The 20,556-nt window shown below is 65.2% G+C and carries 18 protein-coding genes; 8 read left to right on the top strand and 10 right to left on the bottom strand.

Annotation, left to right across the window (positions count from 1 at the left end):
- Positions 1-17: 17 nt before the first annotated feature.
- From galU to cysQ, 4 genes are all read right to left on the bottom strand, one after another.
- Entirely contained in the window at positions 18-911 is an 894-nt protein-coding gene (galU, locus tag C0V75_RS05095; protein WP_101919769.1) for a UTP--glucose-1-phosphate uridylyltransferase GalU, read from the bottom strand.
- A gap of 248 nt (positions 912-1,159) precedes the next feature.
- Positions 1,160-1,948, bottom strand: a complete 789-nt coding sequence (locus C0V75_RS05090; protein ID WP_101919768.1) for a manno-octulosonate cytidylyltransferase — start codon at positions 1,946-1,948, stop codon at positions 1,160-1,162.
- A complete protein-coding gene (locus C0V75_RS05085; RefSeq protein WP_101919767.1) occupies positions 1,945-2,397 on the bottom strand; it encodes a hypothetical protein in 453 nt (150 codons plus the stop codon). Before C0V75_RS05085 ends, C0V75_RS05090 begins: the two co-directional genes overlap by 4 nt.
- Positions 2,394-3,188, bottom strand: a complete 795-nt coding sequence (gene cysQ / locus C0V75_RS05080) for a 3'(2'),5'-bisphosphate nucleotidase CysQ (protein WP_101919766.1) — start codon at positions 3,186-3,188, stop codon at positions 2,394-2,396. The genes C0V75_RS05085 and cysQ overlap by 4 nt, the downstream gene beginning before the upstream one ends.
- Before the next feature lie 107 nt (positions 3,189-3,295).
- Here cysQ and C0V75_RS05075 point away from each other — a divergent pair, with 107 nt between their 5' ends.
- The gene (locus tag C0V75_RS05075) at positions 3,296-4,147 is read left to right on the top strand and encodes an ABC transporter permease (RefSeq protein ID WP_254216374.1); all 852 of its coding nucleotides are present in this window, start codon (positions 3,296-3,298) and stop codon (positions 4,145-4,147) included.
- A gap of 48 nt (positions 4,148-4,195) precedes the next feature.
- On the opposite strand, the gene C0V75_RS05070 is transcribed toward C0V75_RS05075, so the two are convergent.
- Positions 4,196-4,801, bottom strand: a complete 606-nt coding sequence (locus tag C0V75_RS05070) for an alpha-ketoglutarate-dependent dioxygenase AlkB (protein WP_101919765.1) — start codon at positions 4,799-4,801, stop codon at positions 4,196-4,198.
- Positions 4,802-4,990: 189 nt separating this feature from the next.
- On the opposite strand from C0V75_RS05070, the gene dnaK reads away from it, so the two are divergent.
- The 3 genes from dnaK (at position 4,991) to radC (ending at position 8,994) form a co-directional block, all read left to right on the top strand.
- The gene (gene dnaK, locus C0V75_RS05065) at positions 4,991-6,898 is read left to right on the top strand and encodes a molecular chaperone DnaK (protein ID WP_101919764.1); all 1,908 of its coding nucleotides are present in this window, start codon (positions 4,991-4,993) and stop codon (positions 6,896-6,898) included.
- Positions 6,899-6,975: 77 nt separating this feature from the next.
- Positions 6,976-8,127 carry a molecular chaperone DnaJ gene (gene dnaJ, locus C0V75_RS05060; RefSeq protein WP_101919763.1) on the top strand — a complete coding sequence of 384 codons (1,152 nt, stop codon included), beginning with the start codon at positions 6,976-6,978 and terminating at the stop codon, positions 8,125-8,127.
- A gap of 90 nt (positions 8,128-8,217) precedes the next feature.
- Positions 8,218-8,994, top strand: a complete 777-nt coding sequence (gene radC, locus C0V75_RS05055; protein WP_101919762.1) for a DNA repair protein RadC — start codon at positions 8,218-8,220, stop codon at positions 8,992-8,994.
- On the opposite strand, the gene C0V75_RS05050 is transcribed toward radC, so the two are convergent.
- From C0V75_RS05050 to secA, 3 genes are all read right to left on the bottom strand, one after another.
- Complete coding sequence (locus tag C0V75_RS05050; RefSeq protein WP_101919761.1) at positions 8,966-10,474, bottom strand: phosphate ABC transporter substrate-binding/OmpA family protein; 1,509 nt, start codon at positions 10,472-10,474, stop codon at positions 8,966-8,968. The two genes, radC and C0V75_RS05050, sit on opposite strands and share 29 nt — an antisense overlap.
- A gap of 16 nt (positions 10,475-10,490) precedes the next feature.
- Positions 10,491-11,339, bottom strand: coding sequence for a hypothetical protein (locus tag C0V75_RS05045; protein WP_101919760.1), 849 nt, complete (start codon positions 11,337-11,339; stop codon positions 10,491-10,493).
- 97 nt (positions 11,340-11,436) lie between these two features.
- A complete protein-coding gene (gene secA / locus C0V75_RS05040) occupies positions 11,437-14,178 on the bottom strand; it encodes a preprotein translocase subunit SecA (protein ID WP_101919759.1) in 2,742 nt (913 codons plus the stop codon).
- A gap of 178 nt (positions 14,179-14,356) precedes the next feature.
- On the opposite strand from secA, the gene C0V75_RS05035 reads away from it, so the two are divergent.
- The 4 genes from C0V75_RS05035 (at position 14,357) to C0V75_RS22925 (ending at position 17,249) form a co-directional block, all read left to right on the top strand.
- On the top strand, positions 14,357-15,223 hold the full coding sequence (locus C0V75_RS05035; protein ID WP_371410660.1) for a peptidylprolyl isomerase: 867 nt from the start codon (positions 14,357-14,359) through the stop codon (positions 15,221-15,223).
- 16 nt (positions 15,224-15,239) lie between these two features.
- Positions 15,240-16,595, top strand: a complete 1,356-nt coding sequence (gene argJ / locus C0V75_RS05030) for a bifunctional glutamate N-acetyltransferase/amino-acid acetyltransferase ArgJ (protein ID WP_101919758.1) — start codon at positions 15,240-15,242, stop codon at positions 16,593-16,595.
- A complete protein-coding gene (gene mutT / locus C0V75_RS05025) occupies positions 16,592-16,990 on the top strand; it encodes an 8-oxo-dGTP diphosphatase MutT (protein WP_101919757.1) in 399 nt (132 codons plus the stop codon). The genes argJ and mutT overlap by 4 nt, the downstream gene beginning before the upstream one ends.
- A 112-nt stretch (positions 16,991-17,102) precedes the next feature.
- Positions 17,103-17,249, top strand: a complete 147-nt coding sequence (locus tag C0V75_RS22925; RefSeq protein ID WP_158241774.1) for a hypothetical protein — start codon at positions 17,103-17,105, stop codon at positions 17,247-17,249.
- Positions 17,250-17,322: 73 nt separating this feature from the next.
- Here the strand turns inward: C0V75_RS22925 and infB are convergent, their stop codons facing one another.
- Entirely contained in the window at positions 17,323-19,905 is a 2,583-nt protein-coding gene (gene infB, locus C0V75_RS05020) for a translation initiation factor IF-2 (RefSeq protein ID WP_101919756.1), read from the bottom strand.
- Complete coding sequence (locus tag C0V75_RS05015) at positions 19,902-20,534, bottom strand: RNA-binding protein (RefSeq protein ID WP_101919755.1); 633 nt, start codon at positions 20,532-20,534, stop codon at positions 19,902-19,904. Before C0V75_RS05015 ends, infB begins: the two co-directional genes overlap by 4 nt.
- Between the last annotated feature and the right edge of the window lie 22 nt (positions 20,535-20,556).

Genomic DNA, 20,556 nt, shown 5'->3' with positions numbered 1-20,556 from the left:
TGCCCCCGGCCCGCCGGCTATTGCGCGGCCTGCTGGAGGGCGACCATGTCGGAGAGATAGGCGGCGAATTCCTCGCGCAGGTCGGGGCGCGAGAGGCCGAAGGCCACGGTCGCCTGAAGGAAGCCTGCCTTGGAGCCGCAATCGTAGCGCTGGCCCCGGAAGCGGTAGCCGAAGACCTTGCCCGCTGCGGTTTCCTCGGCAATCGCGTCGGTGAGCTGAATCTCGCCGCCGGCGCCCTGCTTCATGCGGTTGAGGTTGGTCAGGATCTGCGGCGACAGGATGTAGCGGCCGATCACGGCAAGGTTCGAGGGCGCGGTGCCGAGGGCGGGTTTTTCCACCATCCCCTTGGCCTTGACGATGGCGCCCATGTCATCGGCGATGTCCAGCACGCCGTAGGATTTGGTCTTTTCCGGCGCGACTTCCATCGCGGCGACCATGTTGCCGCCGGTCTGTTCATAGGCCTCGACCATCTGCTGGAGGCAGGGCTTTTCGGCGGCGATGACGTCATCGGGCAGGAGGACGGCGAAGGGTTCGTCGCCGATCAGGCGGCGGGCGCACCAGACGGCATGGCCGAGCCCGAGCGGGCGGTTCTGGCGGATATAGGCGATGGCGCCCGAATCCATGTTGGTTTCCTTGAGGATTTCCAACAGGTCGTCCTTGCCGGACTTGCGGAGCGCGCTTTCCAGTTCGGGGGCGTTGTCGAAGTAGTCTTCAAGCGCGGACTTGCCGCGCGAGGTGACGAAGATGAACTCCTTGATCCCGGCGGCGCGCGCCTCGTCGATCGCGTATTGAATGAGGGGGCGGTCGACCAGCGTCATGATCTCTTTCGGGATCGACTTCGTCGCGGGGAGGAAGCGCGTCCCCAGACCGGCAACCGGAAAGACAGCTTTTGTGACCTTGCGGACCTTCATATCATTCACCCAATTCTGACCCCTGACCTTCGCGGGGTCGCCTTTGCCACATGTCGGAAACATCATTCTGCCAATTTTGGCGGCACTGGCACAGAATAGCAGCGTTCCCGTAACGAAGAAACGAATGCGTGATGCGGTAACGCGGCAATTCCCCCATGGCAAGGATTGGTACGGCAAGAGAATGGCGGAATTGTCACGATTTGGCGACCTTCTGCCGAGGTCCGGCAGGACTGCCTGCGATTTCGGCATCACGCCATGGCGGCGAGCATCTTTTCAATCACCGGGACATCCGACGGGTTGTTGAGTTCCCAGAACTGGCGGCCACGGGCGGCCACCTCGACGCAGAGGACGGAGCGGCCGTTTTCGAGGAAGCGGAGCTGTTCCAGCCCTTCGAGACGTTCCAGCGGTCCGGTCTGCCAGCCGTGATAGGCGGCCAGCGCTGCGGGGCGGTAGGCATAGACGCCGACATGGTGGAAGACGGGGGTGGGTTCGTCGGCGGCGTAGCTTTGGCCGGTATAGGGGATCACTTCCTTGGAGAAGTAGAGCGCGCGCCCAGCCGCACCGAAGACGGCGGTGGTGCCGCCGACGCGGCCATGGCGGCGGTCTTCCAGCAGCTTGGCCAGCATCGCGCCTTCGCAGCGCAGGACGGGGGTGGCAACCTCGGCCTCGGGCGCGGCGCGGAGGCCGGCGACCAGATGCTCGATGAACCAGGCCGGGGTGAGGGGGGCATCGCCCTGAAGGTTCACCACGATGTCATGGCCCGGCAGTTTCGACGCCACCTCGGCGCAGCGTTCAGTCCCATTCTGACAATCGGAGGAGGTCATCACCACCTCGGCCCCGAAGGCCGTGGCGTGATCGGCGATGCGGGCATCGTCGGTGGCGACGACCACGCGGTCAGCCCCCCGGACGGACATCGCCGCCTCCCATGACCGGCGGATGAGGGTCTTGCGCCCGTCGGGGCCGTTCAGTTCCACCAGCGGCTTGCCGGGATAGCGGGTGGAGGCATAGCGGGCGGGGATGGCGATGAGGACGGTCACGGCGCGGGCTCCAGCGTGAAGATGCCGCCTTCGAACGGCAGGAAGGCCACGTCGCGGCCATCGGTGGTGACGAAGGGGTAGAGGATGCGGCGGGCGGCGGGGTCGCCCTTGCCTTCGCAGGTGATGCGATGGACGAAGACCGTTCCGGCGGCGGAGAGGCGCGGATCGTCGAGCGTGGCGAAGGCCGCGAATTCCGGATTGGCGAGGAAATCCGCGGTCGCGTAGGTCGTGTAGGCCATCGACTGGCCCGCGAAATCGCAGGCGTAGAAGGCCCCTTCGGCAAAGCCGCCTTCGAAAGACTGCGTGGCGCCGGTCAGGGCGGCGGGGTCGATGAACCAGGACTCGCCGGTGAAGTCGGAGACTGTCCAGGTCGTTTCGATGAAATCGGCGCGAGCGGGGCTTGCCAGTGCGAGGAGAGCGGCAAGGAGGACGGGGGCGGAAGGGTTCACTTGCGCAGCTCCACGCCCGGGGCGAAGGCGATGAAGAAGGGGTTGTCCCAGCCCGGCTTGCCATAGGTGAGGGGTTCATGAGTGTCGAAGCGGACGACATGGCCCCCGGCCCCGCGCAGGACGGCATCGCCTGCCGCCGTATCCCATTCCATGGTGCGGCCGAGGCGGGGATAGAGATCGGCCTCGCCGGTGGCGACGAGGCAGAATTTCAGGCTGGACCCTGCGCTGCGGGAATCGCGGACGGCATATTTCCCGATGTAGTCATCGGTCGCCTGATCGCGGTGGGATTTGGAGGCCACGACCATGAGGGCGGCATTGTCGGGGGTGGCGACGCGGATCGGGCGGGTTTCGCCCATGCTGTCTTTTTCGAAGGGGCCGGTTTCTTCGACCGCCGTGCCATCGGGCAGGGTGTAGAAGAGCCGATCCTGCGCCGGGGCATAGACGACCCCGCGCCGGGGGATGCCGTCTTCGACATAGGCGATGTTGACGGTGAAATCGCCGCGCCGCTGCACGAATTCCTTGGTGCCATCCAGCGGATCGACGATCAGGAAGGTCCGGGCGGAGAGGGCGTGGCTGTCGGCCTGTTCCTCGGTGATGAGGGGCAGGTCGGGGAAGGCGGCGCGCAGGCCTGCGGAAATGAGGGCATCGGCGGCTTCGTCCGCCTCGGTCACGGGGGAGGCGTCGGACTTGGCCTTCACCTCGAAATCCGGGCTGTTGTAGACGGCGAGGATACGGTCGCCCGCCTGAAGCGCCAGACGGCGGATGACGGGGATGAGGGTGGCGTAGTCCATCGGAAACCTCGCATCGGGCGGGAATGCCGCCGCAGTTGAACGAAACACACCGCCGCCTTATCATGCGGGAAAGAAAAAACGGCAAGAATGAGCGGTACCGGGGCGCGATGCCCCGCAGCACGGGGTGGCGGCAGGTGCGGTTTTACGCGGATGTCAAGCGGACGCGGGCGCGAACGGCGCTGGGCATGGTGGAACTGGTGTTCCACGGCGCGGTCCACAATGTGCGCAAGACCCATACGAGCGCGGTGATCGGGTTGGTGCTGAACCTGGTGCAGATGGTGATCATGATCGCCTTCTTCTACCTGATGATGACCTTTGCCGGGATGCGGGGCGTGTCCATCCGGGGCGATTACGTGCTGTTCCTGATGTCCGGCATCTTCATGTTCATGACGCATGTGAAGACGATGCGGGCGGTGATGACGGCGGACGGGCCGACCTCGGCCATCATGAAACATGCGCCGATGAATACGCTGATCGCGGTGGCGGCGGCGGCGCTGGGGGCGCTGTATCTGCAGATCTTCTCGGCCGCGATCGTGCTGTATCTGTATCACGCGATCATGGCACCACTGACCATCGACCAGCCGGTCGGGATGATGGCGATGCTGCTTCTGGCCTGGGGCACGGGTCTGGGCATCGGGATGATGTTCCGCGCCGCCACGCCCTGGCAGCCGCGGTTCTTTGGCACGGTCGCCTCGATCTATTCGCGGCTGAACATGATCGCTTCGGGCAAGATGTTCGTGGCGAATGCGATGCCGACCGCGGTGCTGGCCTTCTTTGACTGGAACCCGCTGTTCCATGTGATCGACCAGGGGCGGGGCTATATCTTCCTGAACTATGCGCCGCGCTATTCGAGCCTGGAATATCCGGTCTATGTGATGCTGGTCTGCATGACCATCGGGCTTATCGGGGAGTATTACACCGGCAAGCGGGTGAGCCTGAGCTGGACGATGGGCAAGTAACCGGCGGGCAAGTGAGCGGCGGGCAAGTGAGCGGCGGGAACGCGGGTTTCAGGCCACGACACGCAGGGTGAGGTTGATGCGCCCGCCCTGCGGCAGCAGGCGGGAGGAGCCGAAGCGGGTGCGGTCGATCCCGTGGAAGGCGAGGCGGGCGGGGCCGCCCAGCAGCAGCGCATCGCCGGATTTGAGCCAGAGGCTGGATGTCGGGTCGCGGCGATGGGGGCCGCCGATGCGGAAGAGCGCATCGTCGCCGAGGCTGATCGACAGGACGGGGAAGGAGAAATCGCCTTCGTCGCGGTCCTGGTGCAGGCCCATCCTGGCGCCTTCGCCGTAGAAGTTGACGAGGCAGCAATCGGGCGGACGATCCAGCCCGGTGAGCCGGTGCCAGAGCGTGAGGACGGCGGCGGGGATCGGCGGCCAGGGGCGGCCGGAGGGGTGGCGGGCGGCATAGCGATAGCCCGAGGCATCGCTGACCCAGCCGAGGCGGCCCGCCGCCGTCATCCGCACGGACATGGGCCGCCCGCCCGGCGTGACGGGCGAGATCAGCGGCGCAGCGGCGACGACGGCGCGCAGATCGGCCACGAGGGCCTGTTGTGCGGCCTCGTCCAGCAGCGCGGGCCAGTGGAGACAGCCCCGGATTTCCTGTGCTTCGGTCATCGGTCCTTTCCAAGGCAGGTGCCTAAATTCCATTCTTTGCGGCGCTTGCAGCCCCCCTCACCCCCCCTTATATACAGCCGGACGCCGTGTGACGGGCTGGCCGCCCGCACCGGTTGCCATTGGGATCGGGGCCGGATGCCTTGCCAGGGTCCAGCCCCCTAACATCGCCGACTGAAGAGGTAGCACATCATGGCCAAAGTCATCGGGATTGACCTCGGGACCACGAACTCTTGCGTTGCCATCATGGATGGATCGCAGCCCCGGATCATCGAAAACTCGGAAGGGGCGCGCACCACGCCCTCGATCGTCGCCTTCACCGAAAGCGAGCGACTGGTGGGACAGCCGGCCAAGCGCCAGGCCGTGACGAACGCCGCCAACACCATCTTTGCCGTGAAGCGCCTGATCGGCCGCCGGCATGACGATCCGGCGGTGACGAAGGATCAGAAGAACATTCCCTACAAGGTGATCAACGGCGGCAATGGCGACGCCTGGGTCGAGGTGCGGGGCGAGAAGTATTCGCCGTCGCAGATTTCGGCCTTCATCTTGCAGAAGATGAAGGAAACCGCCGAGTCCTATCTGGGCGAGACGGTGACGCAGGCCGTGATCACGGTGCCTGCCTATTTCAACGACGCGCAGCGTCAGGCGACCAAGGACGCGGGCAAGATCGCCGGTCTGGAAGTGCTGCGGATCATCAACGAACCGACGGCGGCCGCGCTGGCCTATGGTCTGGACAAGAAGGAAAGCCGGACGATCGCGGTCTATGACCTTGGCGGCGGCACCTTCGACATCACGATCCTGGAGATCGACGATGGCCTGTTCGAAGTGAAATCCACCAACGGGGACACGTTCCTCGGCGGTGAAGACTTCGACATGCGGATCGTCAGCTACCTGGCCGACGAGTTCAAGAAAGAGCATGGCGTTGACCTGACGCTGGACAAGATGGCGTTGCAGCGCCTGAAGGAAGCGGCGGAAAAGGCGAAGATCGAGCTCTCCTCCAGCCAGCAAACCGAGATCAACCAGCCGTTCATCTCGATGGACAAGAACACCGGGCAGCCGCTGCACCTTGTGGTGAAGCTGACGCGGGCGAAGCTGGAATCGCTGGTCGATGACCTGATCAAGAAGTCGATGAAGCCCTGTGCGGCGGCGTTGAAGGATGCCGGTCTGTCCACGTCGGATATCGACGAGGTGGTTCTGGTCGGCGGGATGACGCGGATGCCGCGGGTGATCGAAGAGGTCACCAAGTTCTTTGGCAAGGAACCCCACAAGGGCGTGAACCCCGATGAAGTCGTGGCCGCCGGGGCCGCGATTCAGGCGGGCGTGTTGCAGGGCGACGTGAAGGATGTTGTCCTGCTGGACGTGACGCCGCTGAGCCTTGGCATCGAGACGCTGGGGGGTGTCTTCACCCGCCTGATCGACCGCAACACCACGATCCCGACGAAGAAGAGCCAGATCTTCTCGACCGCCGAGGACAACCAGAACGCCGTGACGATCCGGGTGTTCCAGGGCGAGCGCGAGATGGCAGCGGACAACAAGATGCTGGGCCAGTTCAACCTGGAGAACATCCCCCCGGCGCCGCGCGGGATGCCGCAGATCGAAGTGACCTTCGACATCGACGCGAACGGCATCGTTTCGGTTTCGGCGAAGGACAAGGGGACCGGCAAGTCGCAGGCCATCACCATCCAGGCCTCGGGCGGCCTGTCGGATGACGACATCGAGAAGATGATCAAGGATGCCGAGGCCAATGCCGAGGCGGACAAGGCGCGCAAGGAGCTGGTGGAGACCAAGAACCAGGGCGAAAGCCTGCTGCATTCGACGAAGAAGTCGCTTGCGGAGCATGGGGACAAGGTCGATCCGTCCACGGTGGAAGCCATCGAATTTGCCATGTCGCCGCTTGAAGAAGCGCTGAAGGGCGAGGATGCGGGCAAGATCAAGGGCGCGATCCAGAACCTGACCGAAGCGGCGATGAAGCTGGGCGAGGCGATCTACAAGGCCAGCCAGGCGGAAGCCGACGGCAAGGACGAGGATGGGCCGCGACCGGTGGATGACGACATCGTCGATGCCGACTTCGAGGATCTTGGCGAAAACAAGCGGAAGTGACACCGCGTGAATCGGAAGAGGGGGCGGTTCGGGAACGGACCGCCCCCACCCGGTTCTGAGAGGGGATTTTGTCCCGAATGGCAAAACGTGATTATTACGACATCCTCGGTGTGACGCGCGGCGCTTCGGCGGACGAGCTGAAGAAGGCCTATCGCCAGAAGGCGAAAGAGCTGCATCCCGACCGGAATTCCGACAACCCGAATGCCGAGGCCCAGTTCAAGGAAGTGAACGAGGCCTATGACGTGCTGAAGGACGCCGACAAGAAGGCGGCCTATGACCGTTATGGCCATGCCGCCTTTGAGGGCGGGATGGGCGGCGGCGGGCGCGGGGCGCAGGGATTTGGCAATGGCAATGCCGATTTCGCCAGCGCCTTTTCGGACGTGTTCGAAGACCTGTTCGGCGATTTCATGGGCGGCCGGGGCGGCGGCGGGCGGAGCCGTGCGCAGCGCGGATCGGATCTGCGCTATAACCTGCGGGTGTCGCTGGAAGAGGCCTATCAGGGCGTTCAGAAGACGATCAACGTGCCGACCTCGGTTTCTTGCGAGGTGTGCCGGGGCACCGGGGCCGAGGGGGGCGCAGAGCCTGTCACCTGCCCCACCTGTTCGGGCATGGGCAAGGTGCGGGCGCAGCAGGGGTTCTTTACTGTGGAACGCACCTGCCCCACCTGCAACGGCATGGGTCAGATCGTGAAGAACCCCTGCCGGGCCTGCGGTGGCGCGGGCCGGGTGGAAAAGGAACGGGCGCTGTCCGTCAACATCCCCGCCGGGGTGGAGACGGGGACGCGCATCCGGCTGGCCGGAGAGGGCGAGGCGGGGCTGCGTGGCGGGCCTTCGGGCGATCTCTATATCTTCATCGAGGTGCGGGAACATCCGATCTTCCAGCGCGATGGGGTGCATCTGTTCTGCCGCGTGCCGATCAGCATCACCACGGCGGCGCTGGGGGGCGAGGTGGAGGTTCCCACCATCGACGGCGGCCGCAGCCGGGTGAAGGTGCCGGTGGGGGCGCAGACGGGCAAGCAGTTGCGGCTGCGCGCCAAGGGGATGCCCGCGCTGCGCGGGGGCGGCAGCGGCGACATGGTGCTGGAACTGGCGGTGGAAACCCCGGTCAACCTGACGGCACGGCAACGCGAATTGCTGATCGAGTTCGAGAAGCTGAGCGAAGAGAACAACCCGGAAGGCAAAAGCTTCTTTTCCAAGGTGAAGGGCTTTTGGGACGGGATGAAGAGCTGATGGGGGCGGGGCCTGCCCGGTTGGGCGGGCCCCTGCCCTTTTCGGGCCGGCGTTAAGCGGCTGTTTACGCCTTCGCGCGATGATGCGCGGATGAAACAGGCATCCCATTTCCAAGAGGCGACGCTGCCCCTCTTCCCCCAGGGGGACGAGGATGAGGCGGTGCAGGCGGCCCCCCTTTCCGTGGGTGGGCGCTTGCCCAGCTATATCGCCGATCATCGCCAGAGACTGCGCACCCGGTTCATGGAGGGCGGCGGGCAGGGGGTGCAGGAGTATGAGTTGCTTGAGATGATCCTGTTCCGGGCCATCCCGCGGCAGGATGTGAAGCCTCTGGCACGGCGGTTGATTGACGCTTTCGGCGATCTTGCACGGGTGGTGGCCGCCACGCCCGCACGGCTGGCGCAGGTGCATGGGGTGGGGCCTGCGGTGGTGATGGAGCTGAAGCTGATGGAGGCGGTGGCGCAGAAGATGGCGCGGTCGCGGGTGATACAGCGGCCGGTGCTGTCGTCATGGACGGCGCTTCTGGATTACTGCCACACGGTGATGGCCCATGCGGAGCGCGAGCATTTCCGCATCCTGTTCCTGGACCGGAAGAATGTGCTGATCGCGGATGAGGAGCAGGCGCAGGGGACGGTGGATCATGTACCGGTCTATCCGCGCGAGGTGGTGCGGCGGGCGCTGGAACTGGGGTCATCGGCGCTGATCCTTGTGCACAACCATCCGTCGGGGGACCCGACGCCTTCGGTCGCGGATATCGACATGACGCGCAAGATCGCGGAGGCCTGCACGGTGCTGGGCATCACGCTGCATGATCATCTGATCATCGGGAAAAGCCGCGAGGTCAGTCTTCGGTCGGAACGTCTGATCTGAGGAAGTCGGGGCGCAGCCAGAGTTCCACGCGGCGATTCAGGCGGCGGCCGGCGGCGGTTTCATCGCAGGCCATGGGCAGCGCCTCGCCGAAGGCCATGACCTGCGGCAGGCGGTCCGGGGGCAGATCGGGCGCGGCGGCGGCGAGGGCGGAGAGGACGGCGGCGGCGCGGTCTTCGGCCAAGGCGAGGTTGGCCGAGGCGGCGCCGGAGCCATCGGAAAACCCGGCCAGGATCAGGGATTCCCCCCGGAAGCCGCCGGATTGCAGGAGGCGGGCGAGATCGGCGAGGTTGCCCTGGGAATGGGCATCCAGCGTGCTGGACCCGTCTTCGAAGCGGAAGGTCAGTGAGAGGCGATCGGCGCCATCCATCACATCGACGAGGCGCTTCAGATCATCGAGGGTGGTTTCCTCGCCCGCGCCCTGGATCGCATTGATGAGGCGGAGCCCGTCAGCCGTCATCGGCTGGCGTTCGGGGTTGCGGTCCACATAGCCCGCGGCGGCAATCACCTGTTGCGCCTGCGGCAGGGTGAGGAACTCGAGGAATTCCCGCGCCATGAGGGGCAGGCGTCGGCGGGGGGTGAGAAGGTGGAGCGGCAGGGCGAGAGGGTAATCCTCGGCCTTGACGGCGAGGCTGGTGGGAAGGAGCGGGAAGCCGCAACTGTCGGTCATCGTGAGGATGCGGGCGCGGCCGGCCATGGCGCGGCCGGTGACGCCGAGCGCCCAGGGGTCGCGGGCCACGGCGGCGGCGAGGGAGGCAAGATCGGGGTGGATTTCCGTGGCGGCGATGTCGCGGCCCAGCCTTTCGGCCAGAGCGCGGCGGAGGCCGCTTTCGGGGCCGAGACCATGCAGGACGAGGGGCATGTCGGGGCCGCCGATATCGGCCCAGCTATCGACCTCGCCTGCAAGGGCGCGGGCGAGATCGGAAGAGGAGATTTGCGCGACCGGATTGTCGGCGGCGGCGATGGGGACAAGCGCATCGAGCGCGAGGGGGCGGAAGCCGAGATCGGCTTCGGTTCCGGTGGAAAGGATGAGTTCGGCGCGGCCCGACACGAGTTCGGCGCGGGCCTGATCCTGCGACAGGGGGGTGAAGGAGAACTCGGCCAGGGTCTGGCCGGTGGTGGGATCGGTCAGGCGGGCGATACCGTCGGTGACCGCGTGGTCAAGTCCGCGGGCGGCGGCGAAGGCCGCGACAAGGGGCGGGATCAGGCTGCGGCCAGGATCGCCTTCGCCGACGATGCGGACGGGGATACGGGGGGCGGTCAGGTCGGGGCAACCGGGGCCTTCGCAGATGACGCCCTGCCCATCGACGGTGAGTGGACCATAGGCGGTGTCGATGCGATAGAATTCGCCATCCCAGCCTTGCAGGGTGCCGATGAGGGACAGGCCGCCGTCGCGGGCGGTCAGGGTGACATCCTGCGCCAGGGCGGCCACCGGAAACAGAAGCGCGGCGAAGATCGCCGCGCGACACGACACAAGACGCATGAACCCCCGCCTGACCCTATTCCTGGGCGGCGAGTTTCATGTCGGGGACCGGATTATTCAAGACCACAAAACCACCCTCGGCGTCGCAGTCGGGCAGGGCGATGGAGAGGTCGGCCACGGTCAGCCGACCGGCATCGGAATAGACGGCCATGGCCATCATCTCGCGCCCGCAGGTTTCGGGGGTGACGGGTGCCTCGATCGACAGGGGGGCATCGGCGGAGGGCAGGGTGATGACCTGGGCATACATCGGCAGCACGGTGGCGCGGGTGCCAAGCGTGGTGACGGGGCCATCGCCCGAGACCGTGAAGCTGTCACCATCAAGCCATTGCACCGCGAGGCGATGGTGATCGGCCATGTCGGGCACGGGTGCGGCGGCGGCGACTTCGGTGCCATCGGCGAAGCGGAGGGAGATGTCGCCCGCAGGATCGAGCGCGGGGAGATCGAGGAAGAAGGAGCCGGTGGCAGTGGTCTGATAGGTGACCGCGATCCCGCCGTGGCGCAGGACGAAACCCTGATCGGGGCGGCAGGGGGCGGTCAGGCTGAGCGAAAGGGTGGCGTCGGGGCTGGAGAAGAGGTCCAGCTTGACGGGGCAATCGGGCGCGGCGGCGAGGGGCGCCGGCTCTGCCGGACGGGCCGGGGGCGCGGGCGGGGCCGCATCGGCCTTGGCCGCGGCGAGAATGGGCTGCGGTTCATGGGCAGCCAGGGGGGTGGCGGCGGCAAGGCGCAGGGGCGGCGGCGGATCGGCCTTGGGCACCGGCGTCATGGAGGCCGCCGATTCCGCCGTGCCGGATTGAAGATATTGCCCTGCCGCCAGGGCCACCGCCACGGTGGCCACGATCATCGCCAGATTGCGCCTGCGATCCATGTCACACTCCTGCCGCACCGATACAGCCTTTGTCTTGCCACGGAAAATCGGCCAGCCGAAGGCAGGATTGTGGCAAAGGCGGAAACGACCGAAGGGATCAGTCGTTTGCGCCGTGGCAATGCTTGTAGCGCAGGCCCGAGCCGCAGGGGCAGGGATCGTTGCGCGATGGGTTGCCCCAGGTGCTGCGATCCGATTCGACGAAGCCCGGGCGTGCCGCAACGGCGGCTCCGGCGGCGCCGGCCTCGGCCGCCACGGGGATGGCGGCGGCGGCGGCAGTCTTTGCCGGTTCTGCGGCGGCCTGTGCGGCACGCTGCTGGGCAAGGATCTGCTGCATCATGGCGTCCTGCTCTTCCTTCGTCATCGGGCGGATGAGCGCGATCTTCTGCGTCACGTCCTGACGGAGCGAGTTGAGCATGGATTCGAAGAGGGTGAAGGCCTCGGTCTTGAATTCCGACAGCGGGTCGCGCTGGGCATAGCCGCGGAAGCCGACGACGGAGCGCAGATGTTCCAGCTTGAGCAGGTGTTCGCGCCATTTGGCGTCGATCGCCTGAAGCAGGACCTGCTTTTCGATGTTGCGCATCGTGTCGGGACCGAAGGCCGCGAGTTTTTCGGCCACCATCGCATCGGATTTTTCGGTCAGGCGTTCGCGCATGGCGTCCTGATCGACACCTTCCTCGGCGGCCCAGGCTTCGATGGGCAGATCGAGGTTGAGCTTGTCCTTGACCGCCGCAGCCAAACCGGGGGCATCCCACTGGTCGGCATAGGTCTTGGGCGGCATGTAGAAATCGACGAGATCGTCGATGACCGAAAGGCGCATGTCATTGGCGATATCGCCGACTTCCTGAGTCTGCATGATTTCCAGACGCTGGCCGAAGATGGCCTTGCGCTGGTCGTTCATCACGTCGTCGAATTTCAGAAGCTGTTTGCGGATGTCGAAGTTGCGGCCTTCGACCTTTGCCTGCGCGCGTTCGAGGGATTTGTTGACCCAGGGGTGAACAATCGCCTCGCCTTCCTTCATGCCAAGCTTGGAGAGGACGGAATCCAGCCGGTCGGAGCCGAAGATTCGCATCAGGTCATCTTCGAGCGAGAGGAAGAAGGAGGAGCGGCCCGGGTCGCCCTGACGCCCCGAACGGCCGCGTAGCTGATTGTCGATGCGGCGGGATTCGTGGCGTTCGGTGCCAAGGACATAAAGGCCGCCTGCGGCGATGACCTTGGCCTTTTCATCGGCATGTTCCGACTCGATCCGGGCGCGGACTTCGTCGGGGTGAAGGTGGGGATCGGCGGCGATGGCCTCCATCACCTTCATTTCGACATTGCCGCCAAGCTGGATGTCGGTGCCGCGACCGGCCATGTTGGTGGCGATGGTGACGGCGCCGAAGCGGCCCGCATCGGCCACGATCTTGGCTTCCTGTTCGTGATGGCGGGCGTTCAGGACGTTGTGGACGATGCCATCCTGTTTCAGCATCGACGACAGGATTTCGGATTTCTCGATGGAGGTTGTGCCGACCAGGATCGGCTGGCCCTTCTCATGCGCCGCCTTGATCGCCGCGACGATGCCGAGGTATTTTTCCTTGGCGGTCCGATAGACCTGGTCATGTTCGTCAACACGGGCGACGGGGCGGTTGGTCGGCACCTCGACCACGCCGAGACCGTAGATTTCCATGAATTCCTCGGCCTCGGTCTGGGCGGTGCCGGTCATGCCGGAGAGTTTTTCATAGAGGCGGAAGTAGTTCTGGAAGGTCACGCTGGCGAGGGTGACGTTTTCCGGCTGGATGGTGACGCGTTCCTTCGCCTCGATGGCCTGATGCAGGCCTTCGGAGAGGCGGCGGCCGCGCATCATGCGGCCGGTGAATTCGTCGATCAGCATCACCTCGCCGTCGCGGACGATGTATTGCTGATCCTTGTGGAAGAGCTTGTGCGCCTTGAGCGCCTGCGTCACGTGATGGACGAGCGAGGTGCTTTCGGGATCGTAGAGCGACTGGCCTTCGGGCAGGAGGCCGGCCTCTTGCAGAAGCTGTTCGATATGTTCGTTGCCGTCTTCGGTATAGGTGACCGAGCGGGTCTTTTCGTCGATCTTGTAATCCTCTTCCCGCAGCAGCGGGATCAGGCGATCCACCTTCTGATAGAGGTCGCTGCGATCCTGCGAGGGGCCGGAGATGATGAGGGGGGTGCGGGCCTCGTCGATCAGGATACTGTCGACCTCGTCCACGATGGCGAAGTAATGGCCGCGCTGGGCCATGTCTTCGATCGACATCTTCATGTTGTCGCGGAGGTAGTCGAAGCCCAGTTCGTTGTTCGTCGCATAGGTGATGTCGCAGCGATAGGCGGCGCGCTTTTCGGCGTCGGGCTGGTAGGGATAGACGACACCGCAGGTCAGGCCGAGCTGGGCATAGACCTTGCCCATCCATTCGGCATCGCGCTTGGCGAGGTAGTCGTTGACGGTGACGACATGCACGCCTTTGCCGGTCAGGGCGTTGAGATAGGCGGGGAAGGTGGCCATGAGGGTTTTCCCCTCGCCCGTCTTCATTTCGGAGATGTTGCCCTGATGCAGGAAGATGCCGCCCTTGAGCTGCACGTCGAAGGCGCGCAGGCCCAGGGCGCGCTTGGCCCCTTCGCGGCAATTGGCGAAGGCTTCGGGAAGGATCGCGTCGAGGCTTTCGCCGCCTTCCTGCACCCGCTTTTGCAGTTCGGCGGTCTTGGCCTTGATGCCGTCGTCGCTGAGGGCGGCGAATTCAGGCTCCAGCGCGTTGATCTTTGCGACCAGCGGGCGAACCGACTTTACCTTGCGGTCGTTCGGGGTTCCGAAGACCTTCTTCGCAAGTGTTCCGAGACCCAGCATGTTTTCTCCGCCTACCTGACATCATCGTGTGAGGCTGTGGCCTTGCCCGCCCCCAACGCCTTCCATAGAAGAGCCAAGTGGCCCGGCGGCCCCGTCGCACGCGACCCCCGCGAAATAAGGGAGAGGCCGGGTATAGTCAACGTCGCTTAGGGAAGCGGCCCGATCAGGAGAAGGTGATATGGCGAAACATGGCAGAGCCCTGGGTGGCGTGCTGGCCGGGCTGGCGATGACATGCGGGCTGGCGTTCCCGGTGCTGGCGCAGGACGAAGCCGCCACGGCCGATACCGTGGTGGCCACGGTGAACGGGACGGATATCACGCTGGGCGAGTTGATCATCCTGCGCGAGAAGCTGCCGGCGCAGTATCAGGCACTGCCGGATGACATGCTGTTCAAGGGGCTGATCGACCAGGCGATCCAGCAGACGGCGCTGGAGCAATCGGTGGCCGAGACGGTGACGAAGCGCGACGAGCTGTGGATGCAGACCGACCGGCGCAGCTATCTGGCGGGCAAGGCGCTGCAATCGGTGGTGCAGGCGGCGGTGACGGATGAAGCGTTGCAGGCGGCCTATGACGAGAAATACGCCAATGCCCCCGCGGCGAAGGAGTATTCGGCGCAGCACATCCTTGTGGACAGCGAGGAGAAGGCGAAGGAGTTGAAGGCGCAGATCGACGGCGGGGCGGATTTCGCCGAACTGGCGAAGGCCAATTCCACCGACACGGGGTCGGCGGTGAATGGCGGCGATCTGGGCTGGTTCGGGCTGGGCATGATGGTGGCGCCTTTCGAAGAGGCGGTGGTTGCAGCGGCGCCCGGCACGGTGGCGGGGCCGGTGCAGACGGATTTCGGCTGGCATCTGATCAAGGTGAACGAAGTGCGCGACGCGGTGAAGCCAACGATCGACGAGGTGCGCGACGAATTGGCGGCCGAGATCGAGCAGAAGACAGTGGAAGCCAAGCTGGCCGAACTGACCGCCGCGGCCGAGATCGCGCGGCCGGGCGAGGGGCTTGACCCGGCACTGATCCGGGATGCAACTCTGCTGGACAAGTAACGAGGAGACTGGGCCGATGGCGAAGACCGATTGGAAATCCGAAGCGAAGACGCTGAAGAAGAAGGTCAGGAAGCTGAAGGCCCGGATCATGGGAGACGAGGTCGGGGCGGCGGTGGCCGCCGTCCCGGCGAAGAAGGCGAAAGCGGTGTCGCCGCTGGCGCCCAAGGACGGGTTTCCCAAACTGCCGGTGATTGCGGGGGTGGAGTTCGCCGCCGTCGAGGCGGGGGTGCGCTATCAGAACCGCAAGGATGTGATGCTGGTCCGGCTGGCGCCGGATACGGCGGTGGCGGGGGTGTTCACGCGGTCTTCCACCCGGTCGGGCTGTGTGCGGGATTGTCAGGCGAAGCTGGCGATGAAGGTGCCGGGCGGTGCGGGCGCGGCGATCATCGTGAATTCGGGCAATTCCAATGCCTTCACCGGGAAGGTGGGGGATGAGGCTGTGGCGGCGGTCACGGGCGGGGTGGCCGAGGCGTTGGGTATTCCGGCGAGCCGGGTCTTTTCGTCTTCAACCGGGGTGATCGGGGAGCCGTTGCCCTATGAGAAGATCACCTCGCGCATCGGCGATCTGGTGGCGGGGTTGCGCGAGGATGCCATCGAGATGGCGGCCCATGCGATGATGACAACCGACACCTTCCCCAAGGGCGCGGCTGCGGTGGTGCAGGGCGAGGGGGGCGAAATCCGCATCGCCGGGATTGCCAAGGGATCGGGGATGATCGCGCCGGATATGGCGACGATGCTGGTTTACATCTTCACTGATGCGAAGATTTCGGCGGCGGCGTTGCAGCGGATGCTGTCGCGCAATGTGGATGCGACATTCAATTCCATCACGGTGGACAGTGATACATCGACATCCGACACGCTGCTGGTGGCGGCGACAGGGCAGTCGGCGGCGGCCGAGGTGAAGGGTCCGGTGGCGAAGGCCTTTGAGGCGGCGCTGCGGGGCGTGATGATGAACCTTGCGCATCAGGTGATCCGTGATGGCGAGGGGGCGACGAAATTCGTCGAGATTCGCGTGACGGGTGCGAAGGATGATGCGGATGCCGCGCGGGTGGCCTTTTCGGTGGCCAATTCGCCGCTGGTGAAGACGGCGATTGCCGGGCAGGACCCGAACTGGGGGCGGATCGTGGCGGCGGTGGGCAAATCGGGGGCGGAGGCGGATCGGGACCGGCTGACCATCCGCTTTGGCGATATCCTTGTGGCCGAGAAGGGCTGGCGCAATCCGGCCTATCGGGAAGAGGATGGCGCGGAGTACATGCTGGGCGAGGAACTGGTGATCGGGGTCGATCTGGGGCTGGGCAAGGGCAAGCGATCTGTCTGGACCTGCGATCTGACCAATCGCTATGTGGAGATCAACGCGGATTACCGGTCGTGAAGATCGTCCTGGTTTCGGCAGTCGCCCTGATCGACGTCGAGGGGCGTGTGCTGCTGGCGCAGCGGCCCGAGGGCAAGTCGCTGGCCGGGCTGTGGGAGTTTCCGGGCGGCAAGGTGGAGCCGGGCGAAACGCCAGAGGCCGCGCTGATCCGCGAGTTGAAGGAAGAGCTGGGCATCGACACCTGGGCGAGTTGCCTGGCCCCGCTGACCTTTGCCAGCCACAGCTATGAGGGGTTCCATCTGCTGATGCCGCTGTTCGCCTGCCGGAAATGGGAGGGAATCGTTCAGGGGCGCGAGGGGCAGAAACTGGCCTGGGTGAGGGCCAAGGACCTTAGGGATTATCCCATGCCCCCTGCGGATGTTCCGCTGATTCCTATCCTTAGGGATTGGTTGTGACCTTTTTCCAACAGAGTTATCCACAAAGATAACCTCTGGTTGTGGAATTTTCTCTGGTTTTGCAACAATTCTGCGTTAACCTTTATATTGTTGAAATGCTCGGGGGAGGGGCATGAGCATGTTGAGGACAATAACGCTGGGAAGCTGCGTTTCCGTTCAGGGAGTCGTGGTCGGACAGATGGCCGATGGGAAGATCGTGGTGAAGGTCGATGAAAAGACCTTTGTCGGCTTTCCCGTCGCGCAGGTGCGCGCTGCCTGACAAGGTGGCGGCGCACTGAGCAGAAAGGGCCGGGCATCGCTGCCCGGCCCTTTGTATTTTCCGTCATTCGCGATCAGGCCAGCGAGCGCTGCACTTCCTCGCGTTCGAAAATCTCGATCACGTCGCCAGCGCGGACATCGTCATAGCGTTCGAAGGCCATGCCGCATTCCTGACCGGACTGGACTTCCTTGACCTCGTCCTTGAAGCGCTTGAGCGTCTTGAGCGTGCCTTCGTGGATGACCACGTTGTCGCGCAGAAGGCGCACCCCGGCCGAGCGGCGGGCGACGCCTTCGGTGACGAGGCAACCCGCGACATTGCCGACCCCGGTGATGCGGAAGACTTCCTGGATACGGGCGTAGCCGATGAAGTTTTCGCGCACTTCGGCCTTGAGCAGGCCGGATGCGGCTTTCTTGATGTCGTCGATCAGGTCGTAGATGATCGAGTAGTAGCGGATCTCTACGCCCTTCTGCTGGGCCGAGTTGCGGGCCGTGGCATTGGCGCGGACGTTGAAGCCGATGATCGGGGCCTTTGACGCCTCGGCCAGGCCGACATCGGAATCGGTGATGGCACCGACGCCGGAATGCAGGACGCGGACGCGGACCTCTTCGTTGCCGACCTTTTCGAGGGCCTGGATGATCGCCTCGGCGGAACCCTGCACGTCGGCCTTGACCAGAACGGGCAGTTCGGACACGTCGAGATCAGCCTTGGCCTTGGCCATGAGCTGTTCCAGCGTCGTGGCGGCACCGGCGGCGGCGCGTTTGTCCTTGGCCGCCTTTTCGCGGTAGTCGGCGATTTCGCGGGCCTGCGCTTCGGTTTCGACGACGTTCAGGACATCGCCCGCCTCGGGCGTGCCGTTCAGACCCAGCACTTCGACGGGGACGGAAGGACCGGCCTCGGCGACGGTTTCGCCCTTGTCGTTGATGAGGGCGCGGACCTTGCCCCATTTTTCGCCGACGACGAAGATGTCGCCCTTCTTGAGCGTGCCGTTCTGCACGAGGACGGTGGCGACAGGGCCGCGACCGACATCGAGCTTGGCTTCGATAACCGCGCCGGAGGCGGCGCGGTTCGGGTTGGCGCGGAGTTCGAGGAGTTCGGCCTGAAGGGCGATCGCCTCGAGCAGGTTGTCCAGACCCTTGCCGGTCTTGGCCGACACTTCGACATCCTGCACTTCGCCGGACATCTGTTCGACCACAACCTCGTGTTGCAGCAGGTCGGTGCGGACCTTTTGCGGGTTCGCGTCCGGCTTGTCGCATTTGTTGATCGCCACGATCATCGGCACCTTGGCGGCCTTGGCGTGGTTGATCGCCTCGATCGTCTGGGGCATCACGGCGTCATCGGCCGCAACCACCAGAACCACGATATCCGTCACCTGCGCGCCGCGGGCGCGCATGGAGGTGAAGGCGGCGTGGCCGGGCGTGTCGAGGAAGGAGACCAGCGCGCCGTTCGGGGTTTTCACCTGATAGGCGCCGATGTGCTGGGTGATCCCGCCGGCTTCGCCTGCGACGACATTGGCCTTGCGGATCGCGTCGAGGAGCGAGGTCTTGCCGTGGTCCACATGGCCCATGATGGTGACGATGGGCGGGCGCGGTTGCAGGTCTTCGGCACGGTCGGCGACCGTTTCGATGGCCTGTTCCACGTCGCTGTCGGACACGCGGACCGCCTTGTGACCGAATTCCTCGATCACCAGTTCGGCGGTATCGGCGTCGATGGTCTGGTTCATGGTGACCATCATGCCCATTTTCATCAGCGCCTTGACCACATCGGCGGCCCGTTCGGCCATCCGGTTGGCAAGTTCCGAGACCACGATGGTTTCGGGAAGCTGCACGTCGCGGACCTGCTTTTCGGCCTTCTGGCCGAAGCCCATGGCCTTTTGCCGGGCCTTTTCCTGCTTGCGCTTCATCGCGGCGAGGGAGCGCTGACGGCCGCCTTCATCCGAGATGGCATCGGACAGGGTGAGCTTGCCGGCGCGGCGACCTTCGTCGCCCTTCACCTTGCCACGGTCGCGGTCGGTGGCGCGTTCGTCGCGTTCGCGTTCGGACTTGCGCGGGGCAAGAGGGGTGCGGGGTGCGGCACCGCCACGGGTGGTGGCATCCTCGGCCGGGGCGGCCGGGGCCGCCTTGGCGGCGACGGGCGCTTCGGGAGCGGGGGCGGATTTCGGACGGGTTCCCAGAACCTCGGCCTTGCGGGCGGCGGCAGCGGCGATCTTTGCCTCTTCCGCAGCGCGGGCGGCGCGTTCCTCTTCCTCGGCCTTGGCGCGGAGTGCGGCTTCGCGTTCGCGATCCTCGCGCTCCTTGGCCTCCATCTCTTCGCGGCGGCGCTGGCGATCTTCTTCGCGCGCCTTCTCTTCCTCGGCGCGGCGGGCCGCGTCTTCCTGTTCGCGTGCCTTGGCAGCGCGCAGGGCGGCGAGACGCCGTTCCATTTCGGCATCGGTGATGCCGGCGGGACGTTTGGAGGGATCACCCAGATGAGTTGCGGTGCCGGATGCACCACCGGTCGCGCCCGGCGTGCCGGGTTTCGTGGGGACCACCACGCGCTTGCGCTTGACCTCCACCGCCACGCTCTTGGTGCGGCCGTGGCTGAAGCTCTGCTTCACTTGCCCAGGTCCACGCGCGCCGCCACCCAAGCCGAGGGGTTTCTTGCCGTCAGTATCGCTCATGCCGTCTTCGTATCCTCTCCGGCGGAAACTCCGCCGATATGCCCGCGCAGGCCCGCGAGCCTTGCCGCTTCCTCTACAACACGTCGTTCGAGTCCACCAGCCGCAAGCGCGGCGTGTATGGCACGTTCGCGCCCGAAAGCCAAACCCAATTCCCCCGAGGAAAGGCAGCCGATGAAGCTGTCTTTGCCGTCCGGCGGATGCAGCTTGGTCTTGCCGCGTTCCGAACCGTCATTGGCCTGGAGCAGGACGGATGCCTGCCCCTTGACCAACCATTCCTTCACCTTCTCGTATCCGGTGACGGCCTCGCCCGCCTTGCGGGCCATCGACAGAAAGTCGATCACCCGCCGCAGCAGCTGCGCCTCGATAAGGTCCGACAGGGAGTCGGGTGCCTTCACCGGCTGGCGTGCCGCGCGGGAGAAGAGACCCTTTGCCACCGCCTTGTCAATGGCGGTGCGATCTGCCGCCACGTAAATGCCGCGCCCCGGAAGGCGGGCCAGAACATCGGGCACCACCATCGCGTCGGGGCCGATGACGAAACGGATCAGGCCGGCCTTCGGCTGGCTTTCACCGGAAACGATGCATTTGCGTTCCGGTTCGTCCTGATCTGTCTGCCGCCCGCCCCGCGCCATGGCTGCGCCGTGTACCGAGACC

Source organism: Tabrizicola sp. TH137, from assembly GCF_002855575.1.
Classification (GTDB): Bacteria; Pseudomonadota; Alphaproteobacteria; order Rhodobacterales; family Rhodobacteraceae; genus Paragemmobacter.
The sequence above is the reverse complement of the archived record's forward strand: the minus strand, read 5'-3'. Positions and strand labels throughout refer to the sequence as shown.

Bases quoted from the DNA above. Each gene is read 5' to 3' on its own strand.
- argJ (WP_101919758.1), top strand. From the start codon at position 15,240: ATGGCGAAGACCGATTGGAAATCCGAAGCGAAGACGCTGAAGAAGAAG.
- C0V75_RS22925 (WP_158241774.1), top strand. From the start codon at position 17,103: ATGAGCATGTTGAGGACAATAACGCTGGGAAGCTGCGTTTCCGTTCAG.
- infB (WP_101919756.1), bottom strand. From the start codon at position 19,905: ATGAGCGATACTGACGGCAAGAAACCCCTCGGCTTGGGTGGCGGCGCG.
- C0V75_RS05035 (WP_371410660.1), top strand. From the start codon at position 14,357: ATGGCGAAACATGGCAGAGCCCTGGGTGGCGTGCTGGCCGGGCTGGCG.
- galU (WP_101919769.1), bottom strand. From the start codon at position 911: ATGAAGGTCCGCAAGGTCACAAAAGCTGTCTTTCCGGTTGCCGGTCTG.
- dnaJ (WP_101919763.1), top strand. From the start codon at position 6,976: ATGGCAAAACGTGATTATTACGACATCCTCGGTGTGACGCGCGGCGCT.
- C0V75_RS05045 (WP_101919760.1), bottom strand. From the start codon at position 11,339: ATGGATCGCAGGCGCAATCTGGCGATGATCGTGGCCACCGTGGCGGTG.
- C0V75_RS05070 (WP_101919765.1), bottom strand. From the start codon at position 4,801: ATGACCGAAGCACAGGAAATCCGGGGCTGTCTCCACTGGCCCGCGCTG.
- C0V75_RS05015 (WP_101919755.1), bottom strand. From the start codon at position 20,534: ATGGCGCGGGGCGGGCGGCAGACAGATCAGGACGAACCGGAACGCAAA.
- C0V75_RS05075 (WP_254216374.1), top strand. From the start codon at position 3,296: ATGCCCCGCAGCACGGGGTGGCGGCAGGTGCGGTTTTACGCGGATGTC.
- C0V75_RS05050 (WP_101919761.1), bottom strand. From the start codon at position 10,474: ATGCGTCTTGTGTCGTGTCGCGCGGCGATCTTCGCCGCGCTTCTGTTT.
- cysQ (WP_101919766.1), bottom strand. From the start codon at position 3,188: ATGGACTACGCCACCCTCATCCCCGTCATCCGCCGTCTGGCGCTTCAG.
- radC (WP_101919762.1), top strand. From the start codon at position 8,218: ATGAAACAGGCATCCCATTTCCAAGAGGCGACGCTGCCCCTCTTCCCC.
- secA (WP_101919759.1), bottom strand. From the start codon at position 14,178: ATGCTGGGTCTCGGAACACTTGCGAAGAAGGTCTTCGGAACCCCGAAC.
- dnaK (WP_101919764.1), top strand. From the start codon at position 4,991: ATGGCCAAAGTCATCGGGATTGACCTCGGGACCACGAACTCTTGCGTT.